This is a genomic window from Rubrivivax sp. JA1026 (genome assembly GCF_011065555.1).
GTDB lineage: Bacteria > Pseudomonadota > Gammaproteobacteria > Burkholderiales > Burkholderiaceae_C > Rubrivivax > Rubrivivax benzoatilyticus.
Map to the genome: position 1 here is coordinate 94,439 of NZ_JAALCQ010000003.1, position 25,146 is coordinate 119,584.

The window sequence follows — 25,146 nt, forward strand, 5'->3', positions numbered from 1 at the left end:
TTTCCTTTTTGTCCGACGAAAGAAGACGATGAGCCTGAAGGAACGGATCAGCGAAGACATGAAGGCCGCGATGCGGGCCAAGGACAGCGAACGCCTGTCGACGATCCGCATGCTGCAGGCGGCGATCAAGCAGCGCGAGGTCGACGAGCGCGTGGTGCTGGACGATGCCGCCGTCATCGCCATCGTCGACAAGCTGATCAAGCAGCGCAAGGACTCGGTCGTCGCCTTCGAGCAGGGCGGCCGGCCGGACCTCGTGGCCAAGGAGAGCGCCGAGATCACGGTGCTCGAGGCCTACGTGCCGCAGCGCCTGTCGGCCGAGCAGATCGGCGCCGAGATCGCGGCGCTGGTGGCCGAGCTCGGCGCCGCCGGCCCCGGCGACATGGGCCGCGTGATGGCCGCTGCCAAGACCCGTCTCGCGGGGAAGGCGGAAATGGCGCTGGTGTCCGCCGCGGTCAAGCAGGCTCTGGCAAAGTAGGGGCATGAACGCCCCAGCACTGCGCGCGATCGCCCCAGACGTCTACGTCGCTCCCCAACTCCCCCCGGAAGCGATGGCCGAGGCGGCCCGCGCCGGGTTCCGCAGCGTCATCAACAACCGGCCCGACCACGAGCACGGGCCCGGTCAACCCACCAGCGCGGAGATCGAGACCGCGGCCCGCGCGGCGGGGTTGGAGTACCGGCACCTGCCGGTCGCCGGCGGCTACCAGTCGCCCGAAGAGATCGCGGCCTGCGCCGCGCTGCTGCGCGAACTGCCGCGGCCGCTGCTGATGTTCTGCCGCTCCGGCAGCCGCTCGGCGCGGCTGTACCAGCTGGCCACGGCCGGCTGAGCGCGGCCGCAACCGGCCGCACCCGCCACCGGCATCCCCTGGCGTCCGCCTCGCCGGACGCGAGCGGCGGCGAGCGCCCGCCACTGGAGACAACGTGTCCGCCCTACTCCGCCTCTCAAGGCTCATCGACGCGATCAACGAGTTCGTCGGCCGCCACCTCGCCTGGCTCGTGCTGGTGATGGTGCTGATCAGCGCCACCAACGCCGTCGCGCGCAAGGCCTTTGCCGTCAGCTCGAACGCCTTCCTCGAGATCCAGTGGTATCTGTTCGCCGCGGTGTTCCTGCTCGCCGCGGGCTACACGATGCTGCGCCAGGAGCACGTGCGCATCGACGTCGTGCTCGGCCGCTTCCAGCGCCGCACGCAGGTCGTGGTCGAGGCGGTCTGCATCGTGCTGTTCCTGATGCCCTTCGGCCTGCTCGTCATCGACCTGGTGCTGCCGCTGGTCATCAAGGCCTACGAAACCGGCGAGATGTCGTCCAACGCCGGCGGCCTGATCCGCTGGCCGGTCTACGCGCTGGTGCCTGCCGGCTTCACGCTGCTGCTGCTGCAGGGCGTGTCCGAGTTCATCAAGCGCATCGCCTTCCTGCGCGGGCTGGCCGATGACCCGGGCCGGCGCGGCAAGAGCCGCAGCGACGAGGAGGAACTGGCCGCCTTCCTGCGCCAGCAGGCCGATGGAGCGAAGAAGTGATCGAGTTCCTCTCGGCCAACATGGCCCCGATCATGTTCGCGGGCCTGGTGCTGTTCCTGCTGGCAGGCTACTCGGTCGCGTTCTCGCTGGCTGCCTGCGGGCTGGCCTTCGGCTTCATCGGCATCGAGCTCGGCCTGCTGCCGTCGTCGCTGATGCAGGCGCTGCCGCTGCGCATCTTCGGCATCCTGCAGAACGACACGCTGCTGGCGGTGCCGTTCTTCACCTTCATGGGGCTGATCCTCGAGCGCTCGGGCATGGCCGAGGACCTGCTCGACACCATCGGCCAGCTGTTCGGGCCGATCCGCGGCGGCCTGGCCTTCGCGGTGATCCTCGTCGGCGCGATGCTCGCGGCGACCACCGGCGTCGTCGCCGCGTCGGTGATCTCGATGGGGCTGATCTCGCTGCCGATCATGCTGCGCTACGGCTACGACCGGCGCGTGGCCAGCGGCGTCATCGCCGCGTCGGGCACGCTGGCGCAGATCATCCCGCCGTCGCTGGTGCTGATCATCATGGCCGACCAGCTCGGCCGCAGCGTCGGCGACATGTACAAGGGCGCCTTCATCCCCGGCTTCCTGCTCACCGGGCTGTACGTGCTCTACGTCGTCGGCATCGCCTTCCTGCGGCCGGCCGCCGTGCCGGCCCTGCCGCCCGAGGCGCGCACGATCCGCGAGGACGACGGCCGCTCCGGGCTGCGCTCGCTGGGCGTGCTGGCGCTGGTCTCGCTGGCCTCGGCGCTGGCCTTCGCCCACACCCGCCCCGACAGCATGCCGACCGACGAGCTGATCGTGCTGTCGATGTCGGTCGGCGTCGGCACCGCCTTCGTGCTGGCGGTGCTCAACCGCGTCGTGCGCGCGCGGCTGCTGTCGCAGATGGCCGAGCGCGTGACCTTCGTGCTGATCCCGCCGCTGGCGCTGATCTTCCTGGTGCTGGGCACGATCTTCCTGGGCATCGCCACGCCGACCGAAGGCGGCGCGATGGGCGCCGTCGGCGCGCTGGCGATGGCGGTGGTGCGCCGGCGGCTGTCGCTGCCGCTGCTGCGCCAGGCGATGGACACGACGATGAAGCTCTCGTGCTTCGTCATGTTCATCCTGATCGGCTCGACGGTCTTCAGCCTGACCTTCCAGGGCGTCGAGGGCCCGCACTGGGTGGAGAAGCTGCTCACCGGCCTGCCGGGCGGCCAGACCGGCTTCCTGATCGCGGTGAACGTGCTGATCTTCGTGCTCGCGTTCTTCCTCGACTACTTCGAGCTCGCGTTCATCGTCGTGCCGCTGCTGGCGCCGGTGGCCGACAAGCTGGGCATCGACCTCGTCTGGCTGGGCGTGCTGCTGGCGCTGAACATGCAGACCTCGTTCATGCACCCGCCGTTCGGTTTCGCGCTGTTCTACCTGCGCAGCGTGGCGCCGGCCGAGGACTACGTCGACCGGCCGACCGGCCGGCGCATCGGCCGCGTGACCACGGGCCAGATCTACCGCGGCGCGATCCCGTTCGTGATCATCCAGATCATCATGGTGGCGCTGGTCATCGCCTTCCCGAACCTGGTCTCCGGCGGGCTGGACAAGAAGGCCGCGCTGGACACCAGCGGCGTCGTCATCGAGGCCCAGCCGCCGGCCGAGGACCGCGACCAGAGCACCGAGAACCTGGACGAGCTGTTCGGCGCACCGCCGGCCAGCGCGCCGGGGCAACAAGAATGAAAGGGGTCAGGTCCCACAGGACCTGACCCCTCTGCTGGCCGCCGGAGCGTGGGCGCGACGCCCTGACCCGGCCTCGCGCGTCAGACCTTCTGCGACTGCATGTAGCTGTCGAAGCCGGCCTCGGCGAAGCGGTACCAGAGGTTCTGCTCGCTGCGGAACTTGGAGAAGTCGGTGTAGACCTTCTTCCAGGCCGGGTTCTTGGCCGAGATCTCGGCGTACAGCGCCATCGCCTGCTTGAAGGCCTCGTCCATCGTGTCCTTCGGGAAGCGGAACAGCTTGGTGCCGCCGGCCACCAGCTGGCGCAGCGCGTTCGGGTTGCGCGCGTCGTACCGGGCCTGCATGTCGACGTGGGCCTCGGAGGCCGCCGCCTGGATCATCGCCTTGTACTCGGCCGGCAGGCCGCCGAAGGCCTTGGTGTTGATGAAGAAGTCCAGCTGCGGGCCGCCTTCCCACCAGGCCGGGTAGGCGTAGTGCGGCGCGACCTTGTTGAAGCCCAGCTTCAGGTCGTCGTAGGGGCCGACCCACTCGGCGGCGTCGATCGTGCCCTTCTCCAGCGCCTGGTAGATCTCGGCGCCGGGCAGCGCCTGCACGACGACGCCCAGGCGCTCCATCACCTGGCCGGTGACGCCCACGGTGCGCAGGCGCAGGCCCTTCAGGTCGGCCAGCTTGGTGATCGGCTTGCGGAACCAGCCGCCCATCTGGGCGCCGGTGTTGCCGCCGGGGAAGCTGATGATGTTGTAGTTGGCGTAGAACTCGCGCATCAGCGTCAGGCCGTTGCCCTGGTACATCCAGGCGGTCATCTGGCGCGAGTTCAGGCCGAACGGGATCGCCGTGCCGAGCGCGAAGGTGATGTCCTTGCCGACGAAGTAGTACGGCGCCGTGTGCGCCATCTCGACGGTGCCGTTCTGCACGCCGTCGACGACGCCAAACGCGGGCATCAGCTCGCCGCCGGCATGCACCGAGATCTGGAACTTGCCGCCCGACATCTCGCCGACGCGCTTGGCGAACAGTTCGGCGGCACCGAAGATGGTGTCGAGCGACTTCGGGAAGCTCGACGCCAGGCGCCAGCGGATCGTGCTCTGCGCGTGAACGATGGCCGGCGCGGTGCCGGCGGCGAGCACGCCGGCCAGGCCGGCGCCTCGGACGAAGGAACGACGTTCCATGAAAGTGTCTCCTGATCCCGACAGCGGTGAGAGGTTCGGGTGCGCAGGATTCTAGGCAGCACCCCCCTGGGTCTCCGAGGGGTTTTCCCGTTCGGCAGCGCGCGCCGTGCGGCGGCGCAACAGCGTCAGGCGCCGGCCAGCTTCATGCGGTCCAGCAGCACCGAGCCGACCGACTTGCTGCCCTGCTCGTAGACGTCCGAGCCGATGGCGACGATGCCGGCGAGCATCTCGCGCAGGTTGCCGGCGATCGTCACCTCGTGCACCGGGAAGGCGATGCGGCCGTCCTCGACCCAGAAGCCGGCAGCGCCGCGCGAGTAGTCGCCGGTGACGTAGTTGACGCCCTGGCCCATCAGCTCGGTGACGAACAGGCCGCGACCCAGGCGGCGCAGCATCGTGTCGAGGTCGTCGCCGGGCTGCGTCAGCCGGCTGCTCATCGCCAGGTTGTGCGAGCCGCCGGCGTTGCCGGTGGTGCGCAGGCCCAGCTTGCGCGCCGAGTAGCTCGACAGGAAGTAACCCTGCACGACACCGGCGTCGACGACGCGACGGCCGCGGGTGCGCACGCCTTCGTCGTCGAAGGGCGCGCTGCCCTTGCCCTTGGCGGCATGCGGGTCCTCGACGATGTCGACGTGCGCCGGCAGCACCTTCTCGCCCAGGCAGCCGTACAGGAAGCTGGCCTTGCGGTACAGCGCGCCGCCCGAGGTGGCCTGCACGTAGGCCCCCAGCAGGCCGGCGGCGACCGTCGACTCGAACAGCACCGGCACCTCGGCGGTGGCGACGCGGCGCGACTTCAGCCGCGACAGCGCGCGTTCGGCGGCGTAGCGGCCGACGGCCTCGGGCGAGGCCAGCTCGGCGGCGTTGCGCATCGAGCTGTACCAGGCGTCGCGCTGCATGTCGTGGCGACGGCCCGGCAGCGAGGCGATCGGCGCCACCGACAGGTAGTGGCGCGAACTCGCGTAGCCGCCGCGGAAGCCGCGCGTGTTGCCGGCCCAGAAGTGCGACTGCTGCGCCGAGACGCCGGCGCCCTCGGAGTTGGTGATGCGGCGGTCGACGGCGAAGGCCGCGGCCTCGCAGCGCCGCGCCAGCTCGGCGGCGCCGGCAGCGTCGATGTCCCAGGGGTGGAACAGGTCGAGGTCGCGCGCGGCCTCGTCGGCGGTGGCCAGATCCTGCTCGTCGGGCAGGCCGGCGACCGGGTCCTCGGCGGTGAAGCGGGCGATGTCGTAAGCCGCCTGCACGGTGCGCGAGATCGCCGCGGGCGAGAAGTCGGAGGTGCTGGCGTTGCCGCGGCGGTGGCCGAGGTAGACGCTGACGCCCAGCGACTTGTCCTGGTTGCGCTCGACGTTCTCGAGCTCGCCCATGCGCACCGACACCGACAGGCCCACGCCTTCGGAGACCTCGACGCCGGCGTCGCTGGCCCCGAGCTTCTTCGCCTGGGCGAGAACGTCGTCGACGATCTGCTGGAACTGGTCGCGGCGGTAGGCGAAGCCGGGGGCGCTGGAGGTCGTCATCGTGGGGAGGAACGGGCCGGAACCGGCTCGGAAAGCGGAGAAAGGAGGCGCCCGACTATGATACCGGCCCGCTTCCAAGACCCTGTCCGCGATGACCCGACGCGCAGCACCGCACCGCGGCCTCGAACTCCCCTACGGCGGCGGCACCGACGCCGACGACGACCGCCCCAGCAAGACCCAGCTCAAGCAGAAGTCGCACGAGCTGCAGACCCTCGGCGAGCAGGTCGCCGCGCTGTCCGACGAGCGCCTGGCCGCCGTCGAGATGCCCGAAGCCTTGCGCGACGCGATCGAGGAGTACCGCCGCACGCGCTCGCACGAGGGGCGGCGCCGCCAGATGCAGTACATCGGCAAGCTGATGCGCTCGGCCGACGAGGAGGTGCTGCGCGAGGCCGTCGCCGCCGCCGCGCTGGGCTCGGCGCGCGAGACGCTGAAGCTGCACGAGGCCGAACGCTGGCGCGCCGAGCTGATCGCCGACGACGCGGCGCTCGACCGCTGGGTTCAGGCCCACCCCGAGACCGACGTGCAGCGTCTGCGCAGCCTGGTGCGCGCCGCGCGCCGCGACGCCGCGGCCAGCGTCGAGCAGCGCCAGACGAAGAACTTCCGCGAGCTGTTCCAGTTCCTCAAACCCTTCATCGAGATCCCGGCATGAGCGCTCAGGACAGCGTGCGCATCGGCCTGGTCTCGATCAGCGACCGGGCCTCGTCCGGCGTCTACGAGGACAAGGGCCTGCCGGCGCTGCGCGCCTGGCTGTCGGCGGCGCTGCGCAACCCGGTCGAGTGGGAGGAGCGGCTGATCCCCGACGAACGGCCGCTGATCGCCGCGACGCTGCGTGAACTGGTCGACGAACGCGGCTGCGCTCTGGTGCTGACCACCGGCGGCACCGGCCCGGCGCCGCGCGACGTGACGCCCGAGGCGACACTCGACGTCGCCGAGCGCGAGCTGCCCGGCTTCGGCGAGCAGATGCGCCAGATCAGCCTGGCCTTCGTGCCGACGGCGATCCTGTCGCGCCAGACGGCGGTGGTGCGCGGCCGGGCGCTGATCCTCAACCTGCCGGGCCAGCCCAAGGCGATCGCCGAGACGCTGGAAGGCCTGCCGCAGGCCACGCCGCCAGTGCGCGGCATCTTCGCCGCGGTGCCCTACTGCATCGACCTGATCGGCGGGCCGTACCTGGAGACCGACCCGGCGCGCTGCGCGGCCTTCCGGCCGAAGTCGGCGCAGCGGCCGGCTTCAGAGAGCTGAACGACTGGAGACCGGAGGACGGGGTCAGGTCCCACGGAAGACGGGGTCAGAAGACGGGGTCAGGTCCCGTGGGACCTGACCCCGGGCTTCCGGGCTTCGGCGGCGTCACGAAAGAAAAGGGGTCAGGTCCCGCAGGACCTGACCCCGGCATCCGCCGGCCTTGCGGCGCTACTTGACCAGGCGGTTCAGCCGGTCGGCGTCGAAACGCTCGGTGGTGTGCGCGTCCTGCGGCACGCAGTCGGCGGCCGGCAGCTCGCGCGAGCGGGCGGCGAGCTTCTCGATCGCCTGCCAGAGCAGCGCGATCTGGTGCTCGTGGCCCGAGGCGCTGTCGATCAGCCCCTTCATCGCCAGCGACACCGGGTCGTCGCCCTGCGTCACGCCGTAGGCCGAGAAGCCCAGGCGCGCGGCGCGTTCCTCGCGCTCGGCGTCGGCGTTCTTGACGACGATGCGCGCCGGGATGCCGACCGCGGTGGCGCCCGGCGGCACCGGCTGCAGCAGCACGGCATTGGAGCCGACACGCGCGCCGTCACCGACGGTGAAGCCGCCCAGCACCTTGGCGCCGGCGGCGACGATGACACCGCGGCCCAGCGTCGGATGGCGCTTGGCGCCGCGCTCCAGCGAGGTGCCGCCCAGCGTCACGCCGTGGTAGAGCGTGCACTCGTCGCCGACCTCGGCGGTCTCGCCGATCACCAGGCCCATGCCGTGGTCGATGAACACCCGGCGGCCGATCTTGGCGCCGGGGTGGATCTCGATGCCGGTGGCCCAGCGCGAGACGTGCGAGATGAACCGCGCCAGCCAGCGCAGGCCGTGCGTCCAGCACCAGTGCGCGCGGCGGTGCATCACCAGCGCGTGCAGACCCGGGTAACAGGTCAGCACCTCCCACGTCGAACGGGCGGCGGGATCGCGCTCGCGGATGCAGGCGATGTCCTCACGCAGACGGGCGAACATGGGGTGGGCTCCGGGGGAATCAGTCGCGTTTCAGTGTAGCTGCACGTGCGATCCCTCGCAGGATCTGCACTTCTTCATGCGTCAGGCGCATACGGTTGGCCAGCTGGTTGAGCCGCGGCATCAGCTTCTTCGGCGCCTCGGGGTCGAGGAAACCGATCTCGACCAGCGTGCGCTGCCAGTGCTCGAGCACGCCCTGCACCGCGGCGGCGTCGGCCAGGCGCGGGTCGGCGGTGCGCGCGACGACCGGGAAGCCGCCTTGCGCCTGGCGCCAGTCGTAGGCCAGGATCTGCACCGCCTGGGCCAGATTCAGCGAGCCGTAGTCGGGATGCGTCGGGATCGAGAGGCAGACGTGGCAGCGGTAGACGTCGTCGTTGGCCAGCCCCGTGCGCTCGGGGCCGAAGACGAAGGCCACGCGGTCATCGCCGCGTGCGGCCAGCTCGGCGAAGTGCGGGCGCGGCGCTGCCGTCGGCGGGCCGAAGTCGCGCGGCGTCATCGCCGTCGCGCAGGCGTGCGTGACGCCGTCCAGCGCCTCGGCCAGCGTGGCGACGATGCGCGCGCCGGCCAGCACGTCGGTGGCGCCGCTGGCCATCGCCAGCGTCTCCTCGCGCTGCAGCACGTCGGCCCAGCGCGGGCGCACGAGCACCAGATCCGTGAAGCCCATCACCTTCATCGCACGCGCGGCCGCGCCGACGTTGCCGGCATGGCTGGTTTCCACGAGAACGAATCGGGTCGGGTCGGTCATCACCGTTAAAATGCCGGGTTGCACACGCTGCGGGGCGCGCATTGTCGCCGGCCCTGCGTGCACCGCTCTTTCATCCCGCCCCGCCCCCACTCCCCTACGAACAGGCCCTGCCCATGTCGACCGCGATCCATCCCATGCTCAACATCGCCGTGAAGGCGGCCCGCGCGGCAGGGTCCATCATCAACCGGGCGGCGCTGGACCTGGACGTGCTGAAGGTCGGCAGCAAGGGCCCGAACGACTTCGTCACCGAGGTCGACCGTGCGGCCGAGCAGGTCATCATCGAGACGCTGCTGGAGGCCTATCCGGGCCACGGCATCCTGGCCGAGGAGTCGGGCCGCGAACACGGCTCTCGCGACAGCGAGTTCGTCTGGATCATCGACCCGCTGGACGGCACGACCAACTTCCTGCACGGCTTCCCGGTCTACGCGGTGTCGATCGCGCTGGCCCACCGCGGCCAGGTGCAGCAGGCCGTCGTCTACGACCCGACGCGCAACGACCTGTTCTACGCCTCGCGCGGCCGCGGCGCCTACCTCAACGACCGCCGCCTGCGGGTCTCCAAGCGCACGCGGCTGTCGGACTCGCTGGTCGGAACCGGCTTCCCGTTCCGCAAGGGCGACAACTTCAAGCGCTACGTGAAGATGTTCGAGGAGGTGATGCAGAGCTGCGCCGGCCTGCGCCGCCCGGGCGCTGCCGCGCTGGACCTGTGCTACGTCGCCGCCGGCCATTACGACGGCTTCTTCGAGACCGGGCTGAGCCCCTGGGACATCGCCGCGGGCTCGCTGATCATCACCGAGGCCGGCGGCCTGATCGGCAACTTCACCGGCGAAGCCGACTTCCTCTATCAGCGCGAGGTCGTCGCCGGCAACCCGAAGGTCTACGGCCAGCTGGTGCAGATCCTGGCGCCGTACACCCGCGTCATCAAGGAACCCGAGGCCGCGCCGGCCACCGCCGCCGCCCAGCCCGACGCGACCGACGCCTTCGTCGCCGCGGCCGCGCCGACGCCGGCCGCCCCGGCCGAGAAGAAGCGCCCGACGCGCATCCGCAAGGCCGACCTGGCCAAGCCCGGCGACGCGCCGATGTGAGGCCGCGGCGGCGCCTCTGGCGCCCCGCCCCGTGAATCCCCGCGCCGCCGGCCGCTCACGCGAGCCGGCGGCTGTCGTTTCAGCGCCCCCACCGCATGTCCGCCGACACCCCGACCGCCTCCGCCCCCGCCGCGCCCGATTTCTCGGGTCACACGCCCATGATGGTCCAGTATCTACGGATCAAAGCGGAGTTTCCGGACACGCTCGTCTTCTACCGGATGGGCGATTTCTACGAGCTCTTCTACGACGACGCGCGCAAGGCCAACCGGCTGCTGGACATCACGCTGACGACCCGCGGCCAGAGCGCCGGCGAGCCGGTGGTGATGGCCGGCGTGCCGGTGCATTCGGTCGACGCCTATCTCGCGCGGCTGCTGAAGCTGGGCGAGGCGGTGGCGATCGCCGAGCAGGTCGGCGAGGTCGGTGCCGCCAAGGGCCCGGTCGAACGCAAGGTGGTGCGTGTCGTCACGCCGGGCACGGTGACCGACAGCGAGCTGCTGGCCGAACGCAGCGACACGCTGCTGCTGGCCGTGCACCGCCAGCGCAACGCCTGGGGCCTGGCCTGGCTGGGCCTGGCCAGCGGCGAGCTCGGGCTCACCGAATGCAGCGAGCGTGAACTCGCCGGCTGGCTGGCGCGGCTGCAGCCGGCTGAGCTGCTGCACGACGGCAGCGGCGAGCTGCCGGCAGCACTCGCCCAGGCGCCTTGCGCGCGCACGGCGCGCCCGGCCTGGCAGTTCGAGTCGGCTTTGGGCGAACGCAAGCTGCGCGAGCAGCTGCAGGTCGCGACGCTGGCCGGCTTCGGCGCCCAGGAGCTGAAGGTCGCGCACGCCGCCGCCGCGGCGCTGCTGAGTTTTGCCGAACACACCCAGGGCCGCGCGCTGGCGCATCTGCGCAGCGTCGCCGTGCCGCGTTCCAGCGAGCTGATCGAGCTGCCGCCGGCTACGCACCGCAACCTCGAGCTGGTGCAGACGCTGCGTGGCGAGGACAGCCCGACGCTGCTGTCGCTCTTGGACACCTGCCGCACCGGCATGGGCAGCCGCCGGCTGCGCCACTGGCTGACGCACCCGCAGCGCGACCGCAGCGAGGCGCGCGCGCGCCACGAAGCCATCGCCTGCCTGCTGGACCAGGGCTACGAGCCGCTGCGCGACGCGCTGCGCGGCGTCAGCGACGTCGAGCGCATCACCGCGCGCATCGCGCTGCGCCAGGTGCGCCCGCGCGAACTGTCGGGGCTGCGTGCGACGCTGCTGGGCCTGCCGGCGCTGCGCACCGCGGTGCCGGCCGGCGCGCCGCTGCTGGCCGAGTTCGACGCCGCGCTGGCGCCCGACGACGGCATCGCCAACGTGCTGTCGGCGATCGCCGAGGAGCCGGCAGTGATGCTGCGCGACGGCGGCGTCATCGCCGCCGGCGTCGACGCCGAACTCGACGAGCTGCGCGCGATCAGCCAGAACTGCGACGCCTTCCTGCTCGACCTGGAGTCGCGCGAACGTGCGCGCACCGGCATCGGCAACCTGCGTGTGCAGTTCAACAAGGTGCACGGCTTCTACATCGAGGTCACCAGCTCCGGCCGCGACAAGGTGCCGGCCGACTACCAGCGCCGCCAGACGCTGAAGAACGCCGAGCGCTACATCACGCCCGAGCTGAAAGCCTTCGAGGACAAGGCGCTGTCGGCGCAGGAGCGTGCGCTGGCGCGCGAGAAGTGGATCTACGAGCAGGTGCTCGACGCGCTGCAGCCGCTGCTGCCGCCGCTGACCGCGCTGGCGCGGGCGCTGGCTTCGCTGGACGCGCTGGCAACGCTGGCCGAACGCGCCGCGGCGCTGGGCTGGTGCCGCCCAGAGTTCGTGCCCTACCCCTGCATCGAGATCGAGGCCGGCCGCCACCCGGTCGTCGAGGCGCGGCTGCGCGAGACCGGCGCCGGGCCGTTCATCGCCAACCACTGCCGGCTCGACGCGAAGACCAGGCTGCTCGTCATCACCGGCCCCAACATGGGCGGCAAGAGCACCTTCATGCGCCAGGTGGCGCTGATCGTGCTGCTGGCGGCGATGGGCTCGTACGTGCCGGCCAGCGCCTGCCGTCTGGGGCCGGTCGACGCGATCCACACCCGCATCGGCGCGGCCGACGACCTGGCCAACGCGCAGTCGACCTTCATGCTCGAGATGACCGAGGCCGCGGCCATCGTGCACACCGCCACCGAGCACAGCCTGGTGCTGATGGACGAGATCGGCCGCGGCACCAGCACCTTCGACGGCCTGGCGCTGGCCGCGGCCATCGCGACCCAGCTGCACGACCGCAACCGCAGCTTCACGCTGTTCGCGACGCACTACTTCGAGCTCACCGAGTTCCCGGCCGAGCACGAACGCGCGCTGAACCTGCACGTCGGCGCCGTCGAGAGCGGCCACGACATCGTCTTCCTGCACCAGATCGAACCCGGCCCGGCGAGCCGCAGCTACGGCGTGCAGGTCGCCCGCCTGGCCGGCATGCCGGCGACGGTGATCCGCCAGGCGCGGGCGACGCTGGAGGCGCTGGAAGCCAAGGCCCAGGCCGGCCACGCGCAGGTCGACCTGTTCGCGCCGCCGCCGGCCGCGGCAGCGCCAGAGCCTTCGGCGGTGGAAGCGGCGCTGGCCGCGATCGACCCCGACCGCCTGGCGCCACGCGAGGCGCTGGACGCGCTGTACCGGCTGAAGGCGCTGCTCGGCTGAGGCCGGACATGGACGGCCCGGCGGGCCGTTCCTGGCGGCGCCTCGGCGATGGGGTCACGGCGATGGCGGCGATGGGGTCGGCGGCGATGGGGTCGGCGGCGATGGGGTCACTCGGGCGGCGATGGGGTCAGGTCCCTCGGGACCTGACCCCATACTGGCCCCCATACTGGCCCCCGTACTGACCCCGTACCTGACCCCGACCCCGGCACCCCCGGCCGCTGCTACGCTTGCGGCCTTCGTCGCATCACCTCCACGGGCGAAACCGCCCGCCCCCTCCGATGACTTACTGCGTCGGCATCCGGCTCGAAGCCGGGCTCGTCTTCCTCTCCGACTCGCGCACCAACGCGGGCCTCGACCAGATCAGCACCTATCGCAAGATGATGATCTACGAGCGCCCCGGCGACCGCTTCATGGTGATGCTGTCGGCCGGCAACCTGAGCATCAGCCAGAGCGTGCGCGAGATCCTGCAGGTCGAGAAGCTGGACAACGGCGACGAGGAACCGCTGACGATCTGGAACGCGCGCAGCATGTTCGACGCCACGCGCGTGCTCGGCGCCGCCGTGCGCCGCGTCTACCAGCAGGACGGCCCGTCGCTGAAGGCCGCCGGTGTCGACTTCAACACCAGCATGATCTTCGGCGGCCAGATCGGCGGCGAGGCGATGCGCATGTTCCTGGTCTACTCGGCCGGCAACTTCATCGAGGCCACGCGCGAGACCTGCTTCTTCCAGATCGGCGAGAGCAAGTACGGCAAGCCCATCCTCGACCGCGTGCTGACGCCGTCCACGCCGCTGGACGAAGCCGCCAAGTGCGCGCTGGTGTCGATGGACTCGACGCTGAAGTCCAACCTCTCGGTCGGCCTGCCGCTGGACCTGATGGTCTACCGCGCCGGCGCGCTGTCCTCGGGCGACCACGTCTGCATCGACGAGCAGAACCCGTACTTCCGCATGATCCGCAGCACCTGGGGCCAGCGCCTGCGCGAGGTCTTCGAGTCGATCGACGACCCGCGCTGGGACGGCGGCGACACCGCGCACCCGCTGCTGGCGCGCCATTCGCGCTACGAGCCGATGCGGAAAATCACGCACCCCGGAGAGAGGATCGTCTGAACCTTGGGCCCCCGGCCGCCTGGCGGCCGCCTTGCAGGCCGCGCGGGGCCAGTGGCCCCGCCCCTCGCCAGGCGTGAGCCGTCCACCGGACGGCTCACGTCCGGGCTCGGCCCCCCGAGGGGGCTACCTGACCGGACCGGGAGACCCGGATCCGGTCAGGCGCGTTAACAACGCCGCTGCCCCCTGGTCGCCGATGGCGACCTGTCCCCGAGGGGCGACACGAGCCGGGACAGGCGGGGTCAGGTCTCCTGAGACCTGACCCCGGGGCTCCCCGGTCAGGCGCGTCAACAACGCCGCTCCCCCTGGTCGCCGATGGCGACCTGTCCCCGAGAGGCGACACGAGCCGGGACAGGCGGGGTCAGGTCTCCTGAGACCTGACCCCGGGGCTCCGAGCCAGGCGATCGAGGTTGTCCCGCCGGAGACGTGCTCCGCGTCCCGGTTGTCGACGATCATTCGCCGTCCACGAGAACTGCTGATGGCCACGGAGCACTCCACGATCGTCTTTTCGCACGCCAACGGCTTCCCGGCCGGCACCTACGGCGTGCTGTTCGCGCACTGGCGCGCCGCCGGGCACGAGGTGCTGGCGCTGCCCAAGGTCGGCCACGACCCGCGCTACCCGGTCACCGGCAACTGGCCGCACATCGCGCGCCAACTGCTGGACTTCGTCGACGAGGCGGCGCCGGGCCGGCGCGTGCACTTCGTCGGCCATTCGCTGGGCGGCTACCTGAGCCTGATGGCGGCCTGCCGGCGGCCCGAGCTCGCCGCCTCGGTCGTGATGCTCGACTCGCCGGTGCTCGCCGGCTGGCGTGCGCACAGCGTGCAGGTCGCCAAGGCGACGAAGCTGATCGGCCGCATCTCGCCCGGCAAGGTGTCCAAGGCCCGGCGCCAGCACTGGCCCTCGGCCGAGGCGGCGCTGGAGCACTTCGCGAAGAAGGCGGTGTTCGCGCGCTGGGACCCGCGTGTGCTGGCCGACTACATCGCCCACGGCACCGAGCCCGACCCGGCCGGCGGCGTGCGCCTGGCCTTCCACCGCGACGTCGAGACGCGCTTCTACAACACGCTGCCGCACCACCTGGGCGAACTGGTGCACCGCCATCCGCCGCGCTGCCCGGTGGCCTTCATCGGCGGCACGCAGTCGCTGGAAGTGCGCCAGGTCGGCATGGCGGCGACACGCGCGATCACACGCGGCCAGGTCGAGTGGATCGCCGGCACGCACCTGATCCCGATGGAGCAGCCGCAGGCGGTTGCCGACGCGGTGCTGGCGCGCCTGGCGGCCGCCGAAGCGGCATGAAGACGCTGCCGCTGCGGCTGCCGCCCGGCGCCGACCTGCGGCGTGCGCTGGAAGCGGCGCTGTCCGAACACGGCGCCGAAGCCGGCTTCGTGCTGCAGGGCATCGGCAGCCTGCAGCCCGCAGTGCTGCGGCTGGCCGGCGCCGAGACGACGGTGCGGCCCGAAGGCAGCGTCGAGCTGCTGACGCTGGCTGGCAGCGTGGCGCCCGGGGCGTCGCACCTGCATGCCAGCGTCTGCGACGCCACCGGCCGCGTGCTCGGCGGCCATCTGGGCTACGGGGCCATCGTGCTGACGACGGCCGAGGTGTTGCTCGTGCTGCTGCCCGACTGGGCGTTCTCTCGCGAGCCCGACACGGCGACGGGCTACGCGGAACTGGTGGTGCGGCGGCGCTGAACGCCTCAGGCGCGCGGCGCCGGCGCGGCGGCCAGCTGGCCGGCCGAGGCGGTGGTCTGCGGCGTGGCCAGGAAGTCCACGCTGCCGAGCACGCCGAAGGTCATCATCGCGGCCAGACCGAAGGCGGCGGCACGGGCAACGAAGCTGTCTTTCATTTCGCTCTCCATCGGGTGACGTTGTCGATGGAGTGAACTCTAGGCAGCGCCCCCGGCCGCCGCGAGCCGCGTGCGACGAACTGCGCAGCGCGGCCGATGAACTGCGTTTTCAGCCCCGCCAGACGACACACTCGCCGTGGCGCGGCGGCGCCGGCCAGTCGCGTGCGGCAAAGCCGGTGGCGCCGCGCGGCACGGCGCGCAGCGCGTTCAGCCAGCCGGCGTGGCCGACGACCAGGCGCACGCCCTGCACCGCACCGGCCCAGCCGTGCACCCGCGCCGTCAGCGCCTGCAGCGTCTCGCCGCCGCCGGGCGCGTAGCGCCACAGGTCGTTCTGCCAGGCCTCGACCTCGGGCCAGGCGATGTCGCTCCAGCGCTGTCCGTCCCAGGCGCCGAAGTCGAGCTCGGCGAGGCCGGCGTCGACGTCGACCTTCCAGCCCCAGAGCGCCAGCCAGCGGCCGACCTCGCGGCAGCGTGCCAGCGGCGACACCGTCACCGCCCGCGGCAGGCCGTGGCGGCGCGCCGCGGCGCGGATGCGGTGCGCCAGACGTTTGGCGCGGCGCCGGTCGACCGGCAGGTCGGTGCGGCCCAGGCAGCGGCCGGCGGCGCCGGCCACACGCGGATGTCGCCAGGCCCAGAGCTCAGCCATGCTGCATGCCCGCCAGGAAGGCGAGGTAGACGCCGAGCTCGGCGAACTGCTGCGCCGCGCCCAGCGTGTCGCCGGTGTAGCCGCCCAGGCGGCGCGCCAGCCAGCGCGCCATCCACAGCGTCACCGCACCGACGACCAGCGCCGCCAGCGTCGTGTGCGCCAGGTCCAGCCGCCACAGCACCGCGGCGGCGCCGGCAGCGGCACACCACGCCACGACGACGAACAGCGTGCCGGCGCTCGCCTTCTGCGCCAGCGGCTTGGACTTGGCGTGCTCCAGGTCGCCGGCGTAGCTCAGCAGGCGCAGCATCAGCACCGGCACCGCACGCGACCAGGCGTGCGCCAGCGGCAGGATGGCCAGCGTGGCGAGGAAGTCGCGTGTCGCCAGCCCGTGCAGCGCCGCGGCCTTCAGGCCGAGCACGGCCACCAGAGCGCAGGCGCCGTAGCTGCCGATGCGCGAGTCCTTCATGATCGTGAGCGCCTTCTCGCGGCTCACCGCGCCACCCAGCGCGTCGCAGGTGTCGGCCAGCCCGTCCTCGTGGAAGGCGCCGGTCATCCAGACGGTGGCCGCCATCGACAGCCCGATGGCCACCGGCGCCGGCCACAGCGGCGCCGCGAACCACAGCACCGCGGCGCCGAAGCCGCCGACCACCAGGCCGACGGCCGGGTAGTAGCGCGAGCTGGCGTGCATCAGCTCCGGCCGCCAGCCCACCCAGGCCGGCACCGGCACGCGCGTCATGAATTGCAGCGCGACGAAGAACAGCCTCAGCTCATGCAGCACTGCTGACCTGCGCCGATTCGAAGCTCGCCATCTCGGCCAGGATCAGCTCGGCCGACTTGATCAGCGGCCAGGCCAGCGCCGCGCCCGAGCCTTCACCCAGGCGCAGGCCCAGGTCGACCAGCGGGCGCGCGCCCAGCAGTTGCAGCCAGCGGCCGTGGCCGTTCTCGGCCGAGCCGTGCGAGAACACGCAGGCGCCGAGGATGCGCGGCTCGATCGCCGCGGCCACCGCCACCGCCGAGGTGGTGATGAAGCCGTCGACGACGATCAGGCGGCGCAGCGCCGCGGCCTGCAGCACGGCGCCGACCATGGTCGCGATCTCCGGGCCGCCGAGCGCCGCCAGCGCGGCCATCGGCGTCGTCGCGTCGGGGTGGCGGTCCAGCGCCCGCTGCAGCACCGCCAGCTTGTGGGCGACGCCGGCCGGGTCCAGTCCGGTGCCGCGGCCGGCGCACTGCTCGATCGACAGCCCGGTCAGGCGCGCCATCAGCAGCGCCGCCGGCGAGGTGTTGGCGATGCCCATCTCGCCGAGCAGCAGCACGTTGCCGGGCAGGTCGCGCACGAAGGCCGCGCCGTTGGCGATCGCGGCCTCGCACTGGGCCTCGGTCAGCGCCGGGGCGACGGTGCTGTCGGCGCTGCCGTGGCAGCACTTGGACGCCACGAGGCCGGGCGCCGGCGCGAAGTCCTCCTTCACGCCGCAGTCCAGCACCGTCAGCGCCAGGCCGTGCTGGCGCGCCAGCACCGAGATCGCGGCGCCGCCGGCCAGCATGTTGTGCACCATCTGCACCGTCACTTCCTGCGGGAAGGCAGACACGCCCTGCGCGGCGATGCCGTGGTCACCGGCGAAGATGACCAGCTGCGGCGCGTCCAGGCGCGGGTTCTCGCGGCCCTGCACCAGCGCCATCTGCAGCGCGACGGTCTCGATGCGGCCGAGCGAGCCCTGCGGCTTGGTTTTCTGGTCGAGCCGGTGCTGCACGCGCGCGGCGAGTTCGGAGTCTTGGAAGTCGGGGACGGAGAAGTTCATGGAGCACAGGCCGCCGAGGCGGCACGACGATGGAAGCAGAGGCCGGCGGACATCGGGCCGCCGCCGCGCATGACACAGGACAGGTGGACACGACGCCGGCCGTCCTGCGAGGCCACGGCGCCGCCGATCTCAAGCCAGCAGCAGCCTTTCGAGTGTGCCGGGCGTGAACGCCGCCTCGACGTGGTCGGCCAGGCCTTCGAAGACGCTCTGCAGCGTCGGCACGGTGTCGCCGTACAGCGCCCGCAGCACGTTCGGCGACTCGAACAGGCCATGCGCGTAGACGCCCAGCACGTTGCCGCGCTGCCAGCCGATCGGCTGGCCCGCCGGGTCGTGCAGCACCGGCCGCGCGGCGTCGGACAGCGCCACCGTGCGGCCGCAGTGGATCTCGTAGCCGGCGGCATCGACGCCAGCCAGCGCGCCCCAGGCACCGTCGGCGGCACCGAAACGCACCCGCGCCGGCTGCACGTGCTTGTCGGCGACGAAGCCGGTGGCCAGCGGCAGCAGGCCCAGCCCCGGCGCGGAGAAACCGACGTCGCCGTCGTGGCCCTCGGGGTCGGCCAGCGTCTGGCCCAGCATCTGCAGCCCGCCGCAGACGCCCAGCACCGGCCCGCCGGCGGCGGCGTGGCGGGCGATCGCCGCGTCGAGGCCGTGCCGGCGCAGCCAGGCCAGGTCGCCGCTGACCTGCTTGGAGCCCGGCAGGATGATGCAGTCCACGCCCTCCAGCGCCGCGGCGTCGCGCGCCCACAGCAGGCGCAGACCGTCGATGCGCGCCAGCGGCTGGAACTCGTCGAGGTTGCTGATGTGCGGGTAGGCGACGATGGCGACGCGCCGGCGCGCCGCGCCGCGGCCCTGCGGCGCGTCGTGCAGCATGCCGTCCTCCTCGGGCAGGCCGTGGTCGCGCCACATCGGCACGACGGCCAGCGTCGGCACGCCGGTGCGGTCCTCCAGCTGCTGCGGCGCCGGCGCCAGCAGCGACGGGTCGCCACGGAAGCGGTTGAGCACGAAGCCGGCGAGCTGAGGCTTCAGGTCCTCGGGCAGCAGTGCCCAGGTGCCGAACAGGTGCGCGAAGGCGCCGCCGCGGTCGATGTCGGTGACCAGCAGCGCCTGCGCCTCGGCCCAGCGCGCGGTCTGCAGGTTGACGTAGTCGTGCGGCGCCAGGTTGGTCTCGGCCGGCGAGCCGGCGCCTTCGATGATCAGCAGCTCGTGGCGGCGCTGCAGCCGCTCCAGGCTGTCGCGCGCGGTCGCGGCCAGCAGCTCGCTGCGTTCGCGCCAGCCGGCGCGCGACAGCCCCGGCTCGACACGGCCGTGCAGCAGCACCTGGCTGGCGGTGTCGCGCTCGGGCTTGAGCAGCACCGGGTTGTGCTCGACCGACGGCGCCAGCCCGGCGGCCAGCGCCTGGAAGTACTGCGCCGCGCCGATCTCGCCCCAGCCGCCGTCCAGCGCCGGCACGACACGCGCGTTGTTGCTCATGTTCTGCGCCTTGAACGGCGCGACGTCGACACCGCGGCGGGCGGCCCAGCGGCACAAGGCGGTGGCCAACCAGCTTTTCCCGGCACCGCTGGTCGTGCCCCAGACGATCAGCGCCCTAGCCTTCTTTTCCATCACGAATCGCTTATCCCAGGTCTGGCAGCGCCATGGCCCGGGCGCCGCTGCGGTCGATGCGCACCGCGCCGCCGAAGGCGTCGACGAGTGCAGCGTGCACGACCGGGTCGTCATGGCTGCCGTGGGCGAGCACGCGTCCGCCGCACAGCACCAGCAGCCGATCGGCGTGCAGCGCCAGCGGCAGATCATGCAGCACGCTGACCACCGTGTGGGTGCTTCCGAGCCGGCGGAACAGCTTTGCGAGCGCCACCTGGTGCGGCGCGTCGAGGTGCGTGGTCGGTTCGTCGAGCAGCAGCACCGGCGCCTCGGTGGCCAGCGCACGCGCCAGCAGCACGCGCTGGCGCTCGCCGCCGGAGAGCTGCTGCAGCCGCCGGAACTGCCAGTCGCGGCACTCGGTGGCATCCATCGCCGCGTCGACGGCGGCCTCGTCGCGAGGGCCGGCGGTGCCGAGCAGGCCGAGGTGCGGCAGCCGGCCGAGCATCACGGTGTCGCGCACCGTCAGGTCGCCGCTGGCCTCGCCGGCCTGCGCCAGCCAGGCCAGGCGCAGCGCGCGTTCACGCGGCGCCCAGTCGCCCAGCGGCCGGCCGTCGAGCTCGACGGTGCCACGCTGGTACGGCAGCAGCCCGGCGAGCACGCGCAGCAGCGTCGACTTGCCGGCGCCGTTGGGGCCGACGATCGTCGTCCAGCCGGGCTGCAGCACGCAGCTGACACCGGACAGCACCTCGCGCGCGCCCAGCCGCGCGCCGACGTCGGCCGCGATCAGGTTCACCGCACGCCCCGCTTGTGCAGCAGCCACAGCAGGTAGCCGCCGCCGAGCACCGCGGTCAGCACGCCGACCGGCAGCTCCTGCGGCGCGATCAGCCCGCGGGCGAGCACGTCGGCGCCGAGCATCAGCACGCCGCCGGCCGCGGCGCTGGCCGGCAGCATGAAACGCTGCGGCGCCGGCGCGAAACGGCGCACCAGGTGCGGCGAGACCAGGCCGACGAAACCGACCAGCCCGGCCTGCGACACCGCCAGCGCGGTGCACAGCGCCAGCAGCACGACCAGCAGCAGGCGCAGCCGCGGCAGCGCCAGCCCCAGGCTGGCGGCGCTCTCCTCGCCCAGGCCCAGCGCGTCGAGCGCGCGCGCCAGGCGCCAGGCCGGCGGCAGCGCCAGCGCCAGGCCGACGGCCAGCAGCGCCACGCTCTGCCAGCCGAGGAAGCCGGTCGAGCCGAGCATGAAACTCTGCTTGCCGCGCAGCGCGTCGGGCACCCAGGTCGTGACCAGATCGCTGGCGGCGCCGAGCACGACGCCGACGACGACGCCCGACAGCAGCAGCCGCATCGGCTCCTGTGCGCCGCGCGCGAGCATCAGCGTCAGCGTCACGCCGCCGAGCGCGCCGACGAAGGCGGCACCGACGAGGCCGATGCGCGCCAGCCACTCGACGCTGCCCAGCGCCAGCGCATGGCCGCCGATGGCGCTGGCGGCGAGCACCGCGACCACCGCCAGCGAGGCTCCCGAGCCGGTGCCCAGCAGGTAGGGATCGGCCAGCGGGTTGCGGAACAGCCCTTGCGCGATCGCGCCGGCCAGCCCCAGCAGCGCGCCGACCAGCAGCGCACCGATGGTGCGCGGGGCGCGGATCTGGCCGACGATCAGCTCCATCGGCACCGCCGAGTCGGCGTCGCTCCAGTGCCAGCTCCAGCCTTCGCTGCCGACCGCCAGGCCGAGCAGCGACAGCGCCAGCGCGGCCAGCGCCAGCCCCGCCACCAGCCGGCGGCGGCGCGACAGGTCCAGGGCCAGCGCGGGGTTCATTTCTCGGGCAGGCCGGCCAGGCAGTCGGCGATGGCGAGCGCGGCCTCGCCCATGCGCGGGCCGGGACGGATCAGCAGCAGGTAGCGCTCGCGCTCGAAGCCGCAGGCCTGGCCGTCCTTCAGCGCGCGCAGCGTGTGCCAGCCCGGGCGCTCGGCCATCGTCGCGAGCGCACGATCCTCCGCCATCACGAGGTCCGGCGACTTGCGCACGAGGAACTCGGGGTTCAGGCGCGGGAAGGCGCCGTACTCGGCCGGCACGACGTTGCGCAACCCCAGGCGCTGCAGCGTCTCGCCGATGAACGAGCCGGGGCCGGCGGCGTACGGCGTCGAGTCGACCTCGAAATAGACGCTGCGCCCGCGCAGCCGCGGCGGGATGCGCGCCGCGGCCGCCGCCTCGTCGCGGTGGATCGAGGCCCAGAGCTGCGCCGCGCGCTGCGGCTGGCCGAGCACACGCGCCAGCGCATCGGTCGAGTGGCGCACCTGGGCGTGGGAGTCCGAGTCGAAGACCATCACCTTCAGCCCCAGCGCCTCCAGGCGTTCGGCAACCCGCGCCGAACGCGCGGCGAGCACGAGTTCGGGGCGCAGCGCGACGATGCGCTCGACGCTGGCGTCGTCCAGCCCGCCCAGGCGGGGCAGCGCGTTCACCTGCGCCGGCCAGTCGGAATAGCGGTCGACGCCGACCAGGCGCGCGCAGGCGCCGAGCGCGCAGACGGTCTCGGTCAGCGAAGGCAGCAGGCTGACGATGCGCTGCGGCGGCCCGCCCTGCCAGGCCACGCCGCGGTCGTCGCGCGGCGGCTCGGCGGCCGTCGCGGCGCCGGCGCACAGCGCCAGCAGCAGGAGCAGACGGTGCACCGGCTTCATCGCGGCCCCTTCAGCGGCAGTTCCAGCCCGGCGACCATCAGCGTCACGCGGGTGCTGGCCGCGGCCACGCGCTGGTGCAGCCGGCCGAGTTCGTCGACGAAGCGCCGCGCCTGGCGCGACATCGGCGTCACGCCCAGGCCGATCTCGTTGGACACGAGCACCACCGGGCCGCGCGCGGCGGCCAGCGCGTCGACGAGCGCGTCGACCTCGGCCGCCGGGTCGTCGACCGGCGCGCCGTCCAGCGGCATCAGCAGGCCGGTGAGCCACAGCGTCAGGCAGTCGACGACGACCATGCGCCCGGGCTGCGACTCCTCGCGCAGCACGGCGGCCAGCGCACGCGGCTCCTCGCGCGTGGCCAGCCCCGGCACGCGGGCGGCACGGTCGGCGCGGTGACGCTCGATGCGCGCGCGCATCTCGTCGTCGCCGGCCATCGCGGTGGCGACGAGCACGGCGCCGTGCCCCGGCAGCGCGAGCCAGTGCGCCGCGCGTGTTTCGGCGCAGCGCGACTTGCCGCTCTTGGCGCCGCCGAGGATCAGCTCGTGCATCGTCCGCCCCGGGCGTGCGGCGTCAGACGCCGCCTTCGTAGCGCAGGCCGAGCCAGAACTGCCGGGCCGGGCCGCGGTAGTAGGCCGAGGGCTCGAGGTCCTCGTCGGTCGCGTTCAGCAGCCGGCTCTCCAGCGTCCAGCCCTTGGCGAAGCGCCAGCCGGCCTTCAGGTCCAGCGTGGTCTCGGCGCCGAGTTCGCGGCTGTCGGGCCGGGCGCCGACGTGCAGCACGCTGGCCCCGGCGTTCCAAACGCCGTGGCGCCAGTCGAGGCCCAGCGTCTCCTGGTGCGCCGCACGGCGCGTCAGGCGGGCGCCGGTGTCCTCGTTCTTGGCGTCGAGGAAGTCGACCTGGGCGCGCAGCGACCAGTCGCCCAGCGCCTTGGCGCCCGACAGCGTCGCGCCCTGCAGACGGGCGCGGGAAGTGTTGGCGACGCAGCCCAAAGCGTAGAGGGGGTCGTCAGGACACAGGCTGCCCTTGGCCGGCCCGATCAGGTTCTTCAGCCGGTTGCGGAAGACCGTCAGGGCGGCGCGGTCGCCATCGGCGGCCCACTCGACGCCGAACTCGACGCTGCGCCCGCGTTCCGGCTTGATGCCCGGCACGCCGTAGCCGGGGTACAGCAGGTCGTTGAACGACGGCGCGCGGAAGCTGTTGCCGGCCAGCGCACGCAAGCGCCAGGCGGGCGTCAGCGCGAAGCTGCCGCCCAGGCGGCCGGTGGTTTGGGCGCCATAGTCTGAGCTGTCGTCACGGCGCAGGTCGGCCTGCCACGAGTAACGGCCGGCGCTGCCCGTCCAGGACAGCACGGCACTGTCGGTGTCGCGATCACCGCGGTAGCTGTCGGTCTTGGCGTCTTCTTCCAGACGCTCGACGGCGGCGACGATCTGGCCGGCGACGCCGGTCTCCCAAGCCAACTGCGCGAGCGCGTGGTCACGCGTGGTGCGGTAACGGTAGACCACCGCCTCGCCGCTGCGCGACTCGTCGACCGCGCGGTCGACCCGCAGTGTCGCAACCAGGCCCGGCGCGAGCGTGCCGCGCCAGTCGAGCGCGGTGGCGTCGACGTCGAGCTGGTCGCGGAAGTCCGGCGTGTTGTCGGGGGCGTAGTTCGGCGGCGCGTACTCGGTGCTGTCGATCTGGGTTTCCAGCCGGCTGCGCAGCAGCGACAGGCCGATGCGGTGGCCCGGCGCCGGCGTGAAGCCGATGCGTGCCTGGCCGCTGTCGCGCGTGTAGCCGTCGTCGTCGGCGTTGTAGTTGCCGTACGGATCGCCGGGGCGCAGCGCGCTGTCGCCGTCGTCGTGCTGCCGGGCCAGCGACGCGGCGAAATCCCAGGCGCCGAAGCTGCCGCTGGCACCGGCCGACAGCTCGCGTGCGCCGCGGCCGCCGAACGCGGCGGCGGCGTCGAAACGCAGGCCGGCGTCGGCGCGGCGCGTGACGATGTTGATGACCCCCCCGACGGCGTCGGCGCCGTAGAGGCTGGAGCCGGGGCCGCGCAGCACTTCGACACGCTCGATCTGCGCCAGCGGCAGCGCCTGCACCGACGGGTCGGCCAGCGTCGCCGAGCCGATGCGCACGCCATCGACCAGCACGACGGTCTGGCTGCCCGAGGCGCCGCGGATCATCACCGAGGTGGCGCCGCCGGGGCCGCCGCTGCGCGACAGCTGCACGCCGGCCTGCTCGCGCAGCAGGTCGGCCAGCGACGTGGCGCCCGAGGCACGCAGCGTGTCGCCGTCGATCACGACGACGTCGGCGGCCAGCCGCGAGACGGCCAGCGGCTCGCGCGAGCCGGTGACGACGATGGTTTCGGAGGATTGCGCCGCCGCAGTGGCGGCGACGAACGAACAGGCGACCGCGACGACGGTGCGGCGGTCGAAACAGGACATGGACAAGCGGGCCTCCAGCCGCACACCCCGTGCGGACCAGCGATGAGTCAAGCCGCCGTCCTGGAACGCGGCACGCCCGATGTCACCCGAGCCGGCGGACGTCAAGACGGACTCCGGGCCGCGGGGGTTCGTGCGCGCCGCCCACCGCGACGCCGGCATCCCTGGCATCGGGCCGGTATCCGGGCTCGCGAGTGCCGGTCCGACGGTTTGACCGTGGACCGAAGCCGTCAGCGCCTTCCCAGTCCTCGCTGGACCAGTGGCTGCATTGCTGACCGCACCTCGCCGACCGTTGCGGGGGCAGCGCCGGAATTGCCGCGCGTCATCGTGGACGCGCCGCGCACCGGCTTCCCGTTCAACCCTCCGACACCTGCCGTGCAAGAGGGCACCTGATGCAAGCGGCGCGAAGTCTAGCACCGCCGGGGGGCGCGGCGACACGCCCGAGCGGCGCGCCGGCGCACCGGGGAGCGGCAGGGGGCGCCGCCTATAATCACGCTTTACCACCTGGGCACAGCGACTT

25 protein-coding genes and 1 riboswitch are annotated in these 25,146 nt (G+C 72.7%); of the genes, 11 read left to right on the forward strand and 14 right to left on the reverse strand.

What is annotated here, in order from left to right; all coding sequences use genetic code 11:
• Nucleotides 1–28: 28 nt before the first annotated feature.
• The 4 genes from G5B56_RS06910 to G5B56_RS06925 all read left to right on the forward strand — a co-directional run bounded on the left by G5B56_RS06910 (nt 29) and on the right by G5B56_RS06925 (nt 3,203).
• Nucleotides 29–475, forward strand: a complete 447-nt coding sequence (locus G5B56_RS06910) for a GatB/YqeY domain-containing protein (RefSeq protein WP_009857717.1) — start codon at nt 29–31, stop codon at nt 473–475.
• 4 nt (nt 476–479) lie between these two features.
• Nucleotides 480–824: a TIGR01244 family sulfur transferase gene (locus tag G5B56_RS06915; protein ID WP_029718867.1), complete on the forward strand. Its 345-nt coding sequence runs from the start codon at nt 480–482 to the stop codon at nt 822–824.
• 94 nt (nt 825–918) lie between these two features.
• A complete protein-coding gene (locus tag G5B56_RS06920; RefSeq protein ID WP_009857715.1) occupies nt 919–1,512 on the forward strand; it encodes a TRAP transporter small permease subunit in 594 nt (197 codons plus the stop codon).
• Nucleotides 1,512–3,203: a TRAP transporter large permease subunit gene (locus tag G5B56_RS06925; RefSeq protein WP_164962886.1), complete on the forward strand. Its 1,692-nt coding sequence runs from the start codon at nt 1,512–1,514 to the stop codon at nt 3,201–3,203. The genes G5B56_RS06920 and G5B56_RS06925 overlap by 1 nt, the downstream gene beginning before the upstream one ends.
• Nucleotides 3,204–3,283: 80 nt before the next feature.
• Here the strand turns inward: G5B56_RS06925 and G5B56_RS06930 are convergent, their stop codons facing one another.
• The gene (locus G5B56_RS06930) at nt 3,284–4,366 is read right to left on the reverse strand and encodes a TRAP transporter substrate-binding protein (RefSeq protein ID WP_009857713.1); all 1,083 of its coding nucleotides are present in this window, start codon (nt 4,364–4,366) and stop codon (nt 3,284–3,286) included.
• 125 nt (nt 4,367–4,491) lie between these two features.
• Complete coding sequence (pmbA, locus tag G5B56_RS06935) at nt 4,492–5,871, reverse strand: metalloprotease PmbA (protein WP_164962738.1); 1,380 nt, start codon at nt 5,869–5,871, stop codon at nt 4,492–4,494.
• A 91-nt stretch (nt 5,872–5,962) separates the two neighbouring features.
• Between pmbA and yjgA the strand changes: the two genes are divergently transcribed.
• Nucleotides 5,963–6,520 (forward strand): ribosome biogenesis factor YjgA, encoded by a 558-nt coding sequence (yjgA, locus tag G5B56_RS06940; RefSeq protein WP_009857711.1) that lies wholly within the window; start codon nt 5,963–5,965, stop codon nt 6,518–6,520.
• A complete protein-coding gene (gene mog, locus G5B56_RS06945; RefSeq protein WP_164962739.1) occupies nt 6,517–7,110 on the forward strand; it encodes a molybdopterin adenylyltransferase in 594 nt (197 codons plus the stop codon). Before yjgA ends, mog begins: the two co-directional genes overlap by 4 nt.
• A 168-nt stretch (nt 7,111–7,278) precedes the next feature.
• Here the strand turns inward: mog and cysE are convergent, their stop codons facing one another.
• Nucleotides 7,279–8,058 carry a serine O-acetyltransferase gene (cysE, locus tag G5B56_RS06950; protein ID WP_009857709.1) on the reverse strand — a complete coding sequence of 260 codons (780 nt, stop codon included), beginning with the start codon at nt 8,056–8,058 and terminating at the stop codon, nt 7,279–7,281.
• Between the two features lie 19 nt (nt 8,059–8,077).
• Nucleotides 8,078–8,800, reverse strand: a complete 723-nt coding sequence (locus G5B56_RS06955; protein WP_029718866.1) for an RNA methyltransferase — start codon at nt 8,798–8,800, stop codon at nt 8,078–8,080.
• Between the two features lie 113 nt (nt 8,801–8,913).
• Between G5B56_RS06955 and G5B56_RS06960 the strand changes: the two genes are divergently transcribed.
• The 5 genes from G5B56_RS06960 (at nt 8,914) to G5B56_RS06980 (ending at nt 15,361) form a co-directional block, all read left to right on the forward strand.
• Nucleotides 8,914–9,882 (forward strand): inositol monophosphatase family protein, encoded by a 969-nt coding sequence (locus G5B56_RS06960; protein ID WP_009857707.1) that lies wholly within the window; start codon nt 8,914–8,916, stop codon nt 9,880–9,882.
• Between the two features lie 95 nt (nt 9,883–9,977).
• Nucleotides 9,978–12,575, forward strand: a complete 2,598-nt coding sequence (gene mutS, locus G5B56_RS06965) for a DNA mismatch repair protein MutS (protein ID WP_164962740.1) — start codon at nt 9,978–9,980, stop codon at nt 12,573–12,575.
• A gap of 278 nt (nt 12,576–12,853) precedes the next feature.
• A complete protein-coding gene (locus tag G5B56_RS06970) occupies nt 12,854–13,678 on the forward strand; it encodes a proteasome-type protease (RefSeq protein WP_164962741.1) in 825 nt (274 codons plus the stop codon).
• Between the two features lie 475 nt (nt 13,679–14,153).
• A complete protein-coding gene (locus G5B56_RS06975) occupies nt 14,154–14,969 on the forward strand; it encodes an alpha/beta fold hydrolase (RefSeq protein ID WP_164962742.1) in 816 nt (271 codons plus the stop codon).
• Nucleotides 14,966–15,361, forward strand: coding sequence for a PPC domain-containing DNA-binding protein (locus G5B56_RS06980; protein WP_164962743.1), 396 nt, complete (start codon nt 14,966–14,968; stop codon nt 15,359–15,361). Before G5B56_RS06975 ends, G5B56_RS06980 begins: the two co-directional genes overlap by 4 nt.
• 5 nt (nt 15,362–15,366) lie before the next feature.
• On the opposite strand, the gene G5B56_RS06985 is transcribed toward G5B56_RS06980, so the two are convergent.
• The 10 genes from G5B56_RS06985 to G5B56_RS07030 form a co-directional block, all read right to left on the reverse strand.
• Nucleotides 15,367–15,516, reverse strand: coding sequence for a hypothetical protein (locus tag G5B56_RS06985; protein ID WP_009857702.1), 150 nt, complete (start codon nt 15,514–15,516; stop codon nt 15,367–15,369).
• Between the two features lie 109 nt (nt 15,517–15,625).
• Nucleotides 15,626–16,162, reverse strand: coding sequence for a histidine phosphatase family protein (locus G5B56_RS06990; protein ID WP_029718903.1), 537 nt, complete (start codon nt 16,160–16,162; stop codon nt 15,626–15,628).
• Nucleotides 16,155–16,940: an adenosylcobinamide-GDP ribazoletransferase gene (locus G5B56_RS06995; protein ID WP_009857700.1), complete on the reverse strand. Its 786-nt coding sequence runs from the start codon at nt 16,938–16,940 to the stop codon at nt 16,155–16,157. Before G5B56_RS06995 ends, G5B56_RS06990 begins: the two co-directional genes overlap by 8 nt.
• A complete protein-coding gene (gene cobT, locus G5B56_RS07000) occupies nt 16,930–17,958 on the reverse strand; it encodes a nicotinate-nucleotide--dimethylbenzimidazole phosphoribosyltransferase (RefSeq protein WP_009857699.1) in 1,029 nt (342 codons plus the stop codon). Before cobT ends, G5B56_RS06995 begins: the two co-directional genes overlap by 11 nt.
• 129 nt (nt 17,959–18,087) lie before the next feature.
• Complete coding sequence (locus G5B56_RS07005; RefSeq protein WP_164962744.1) at nt 18,088–19,560, reverse strand: cobyric acid synthase; 1,473 nt, start codon at nt 19,558–19,560, stop codon at nt 18,088–18,090.
• Between the two features lie 10 nt (nt 19,561–19,570).
• Nucleotides 19,571–20,329 carry an ABC transporter ATP-binding protein gene (locus G5B56_RS07010; protein ID WP_009857697.1) on the reverse strand — a complete coding sequence of 253 codons (759 nt, stop codon included), beginning with the start codon at nt 20,327–20,329 and terminating at the stop codon, nt 19,571–19,573.
• Nucleotides 20,326–21,351 carry an iron ABC transporter permease gene (locus tag G5B56_RS07015; protein WP_009857696.1) on the reverse strand — a complete coding sequence of 342 codons (1,026 nt, stop codon included), beginning with the start codon at nt 21,349–21,351 and terminating at the stop codon, nt 20,326–20,328. The genes G5B56_RS07010 and G5B56_RS07015 overlap by 4 nt, the downstream gene beginning before the upstream one ends.
• Nucleotides 21,348–22,211, reverse strand: coding sequence for an ABC transporter substrate-binding protein (locus G5B56_RS07020; RefSeq protein ID WP_164962745.1), 864 nt, complete (start codon nt 22,209–22,211; stop codon nt 21,348–21,350). Before G5B56_RS07020 ends, G5B56_RS07015 begins: the two co-directional genes overlap by 4 nt.
• Nucleotides 22,208–22,756 carry a bifunctional adenosylcobinamide kinase/adenosylcobinamide-phosphate guanylyltransferase gene (locus tag G5B56_RS07025; protein ID WP_164962746.1) on the reverse strand — a complete coding sequence of 183 codons (549 nt, stop codon included), beginning with the start codon at nt 22,754–22,756 and terminating at the stop codon, nt 22,208–22,210. Before G5B56_RS07025 ends, G5B56_RS07020 begins: the two co-directional genes overlap by 4 nt.
• Nucleotides 22,757–22,778: 22 nt before the next feature.
• Nucleotides 22,779–24,629 (reverse strand): TonB-dependent siderophore receptor, encoded by a 1,851-nt coding sequence (locus tag G5B56_RS07030; RefSeq protein ID WP_164962747.1) that lies wholly within the window; start codon nt 24,627–24,629, stop codon nt 22,779–22,781.
• A gap of 152 nt (nt 24,630–24,781) precedes the next feature.
• Nucleotides 24,782–25,034, reverse strand: a riboswitch (cobalamin riboswitch).
• Between the last annotated feature and the right edge of the window lie 112 nt (nt 25,035–25,146).